The organism is Pseudoalteromonas fuliginea (genome assembly GCF_000690055.1).
Taxonomy (GTDB): domain Bacteria; phylum Pseudomonadota; class Gammaproteobacteria; order Enterobacterales; family Alteromonadaceae; genus Pseudoalteromonas; species Pseudoalteromonas fuliginea.
The window spans coordinates 1-2676 of the sequence record NZ_JJNZ01000039.1 but is presented as its reverse complement, the minus strand read 5'-3'; the positions used below and the strand labels follow the sequence as shown (position 1 = coordinate 2676).

At 37.2% G+C, this 2676-nt stretch carries 3 protein-coding genes; all 3 read left to right on the top strand.

Annotation, left to right across the window (positions count from 1 at the left end):
- A partial coding sequence (locus tag DC53_RS22170; protein WP_204247258.1) for a hypothetical protein occupies nucleotides 1-845 on the top strand: 845 nt, incomplete at its 5' end.
- Nucleotides 846-857: 12 nt separating this feature from the next.
- On the top strand, nucleotides 858-1544 hold the full coding sequence (locus tag DC53_RS08230) for a HEAT repeat domain-containing protein (protein ID WP_033030314.1): 687 nt from the start codon (nucleotides 858-860) through the stop codon (nucleotides 1542-1544).
- Nucleotides 1545-1761: 217 nt separating this feature from the next.
- On the top strand, nucleotides 1762-2676 hold a 915-nt coding region (locus tag DC53_RS08235; RefSeq protein WP_239462841.1), incomplete at its 3' end, for a KAP family P-loop NTPase fold protein.

Genomic DNA, 2676 nt, shown 5'->3' with positions numbered 1-2676 from the left:
ATTCTTACATAATGAATAATCCGCTCAGTGGTACTGATCCTACAGGGTATGCAAGTTGTAGTGCGGATGATGCTGCAAGTTGTCAAGAGGTTGCAGAAAACCTTGAAAAAGGTGAAACAGCGGATATTACTCAGAAGCAATCTGTCACAGGTTCTCGCATAAAACGCAATGTGAAAGTCGGCACAATGACAGGTAACGGTAATGGCACGGTTAATATTCAGATAGGTAATATGTCTGCAACAGCCGATATAGGCGCACCATCAACAACTGCAAAAGGTAATAATAGCTCTGGTATAGATTTATATGCTTGTACAAATTGTTTTGGCGGTAGTAATTCTATAGATGGTGTTGATATGCCAGAAGTTATTGATGAATATTGGCGAGAAAGAAGGGATGGTGAGAATGGATATCCATCTACTGAGTATTTAGGTTCAAGAGAGCTGCATCATGAAGGTCTTTATGATGGCGATTCTGAGATTCTTGCAAGCGGAGCCTTTGAAACTTATCTAAATGAGAATCCCAGATTAGGGCTTTCATACAATTATGACCTTCCTGACGCATGGCGCATGAGGATGCCAAATATAGTGTTTGCTCCAGAGGTGAAAGTAAATGTATACAATGTTTATGTGAACTGGAGTATTGAAAAAACGCCAATATTAGATGTTAAAATCTATAGGCAAAAGATTAGAATGTCTTCCTATAGTAATGATCGTAAAAGAACTTTTGTTGAAACTCGTTGGAAGTATACAAAAGAGGTGCAGCAAGTTGATTCAAAAATCCAATATTTTGAATCGAGACGAAGGGGTGGAGTTAACCAAGTTCAAAGTTGGCCGATAGTCCCATAAACAGGAAAACACATGAAGATATTTAAAATTTGCATAACATGCGGTATTTGGCTGCTATCTGCATGCAGCTCATATGCAGACGATGGTCATTGGCAGTGGAAACTCGAAATTGAAAAGACAATTGGGCATGCTGACAACTCGGTTCAGAACATGGAAATTGGCTCATATTGGAATAAAAACTACAGAGAAGCTGTGTTCTCTGTTTCAAATTTAATTTCCAATGGTTGGTCCAGTGAAGGTTTTGATGCTGATTTATATAATTCTATATTGTTAGAGGTATGGAGGAACACTAAGCATGTACGTGTATTAGATGATCACTTAATTCGATTAGCTGCTATGAAATGGAGAATTAATCTAAAAAATAAATGTTTTGATAGTGGAGTGGATCTGAATATTGCACGAAAATATTTTATGGAGATGATCAGTTCGAATGAAAATATCTTAAAAAACTCAGCTATAACTGGGCTTGGAATGATTGGTGAAAAAAATGATGTTGATACGTTAATAGCGATATTAATTGATAATCAAGATAGTTTTATAGGTAAAACAGCATTAAATTCACTCTTACTTATTGGTGACAAATACATGCTAGAATCACTTAGAGCAAGTTTGAATCAACTTTCAAATAAGTCAATCAAGAATAAGATTCAACAAGAAATAAGTTACAATAGAGTTTATGAAAATGAATGCAGTAACTAAGCTTTAGGTTTACAAGCCGTTACTTGATTTTGATCCGATTGTTATCTGTGCAAACTTAAACCACAGCTAAAGTAACCTCATTTTAGTCCAAAGCCCACCCTTGTGGGCTTTCTTATTTCTGTGCTTAACAAAGCGGAGTCAATACTTTAAACTTTGTGTGGTTTAAAATTCGTGCAATCGCCCCAATTATCAAGAAATATAATAAAAGGAGCAAAGGATGCTTTGGCCTGATAATGAATCAAAGGTTGATTTACTCAATTACCAAGCGATTAGTTCTGCGATCATTAAGTTATTGTCAGACACTAGCCGCTTGCCTGTTTCTGTAGGTGTTCATGGGGATTGGGGTGCTGGAAAATCTAGCATATTAGCCATGCTTGAGAATTCCTACCAAGATGATGAAACTACAGTATGTATACGGTTTAACAGTTGGTTATTTCAAGGGCTTGAAGACGCTCAAACCGCCTTAATGCAACAGATCACCTCTGATTTAATAAAAAAACGAGGAAAGATTGAGGGCTTTAAACAGCAAGCAAATGACTTTCTCGACCGAATTGACTGGTTCAAGTCATTTAAAACTGTTGCCAACTGGGGGGCTACTGCTTTCAGCGGTATTCCAACACCTTCTACAATTCAGGATGTTAGCTTAGGTTTAGATAAATTAAAGGAATCAGTTACTAGTCTCAGCAAAGACGATATTGAAAGTGGCCTAACAGCATTACAGGGCGCAATTGGAAAACCTAAAGCCAAGCGGGTAGTTAAAGAAATATCTGACTTTCGCAACGAATATAATAAATTACTTAAAGCCGCAAAAATTGAGCGTCTTGTAGTTCTAGTTGATGACTTAGATCGTTGTTTACCAGAAACAGCCATTGCTACTTTAGAGGCAATGAAGCTCTTTCTGTTCATGCCGAACACAGCTTTTATCGTTGCTGCTGATGAAACGATGATCGAATATTCTGTTAGGCGACACTTTCCTAAATTGTCCGAAGAAGTAGGTGGTGCAGCATACACGAGAAATTATCTAGAAAAGCTTATTCAAGTACCATTTCGGATACCCGCACTTAGTGATGCCAATAAACTAGACATCCACTCAAAATTTTGCACTTTTAAGCTCAAAGTACTACGCTTTATT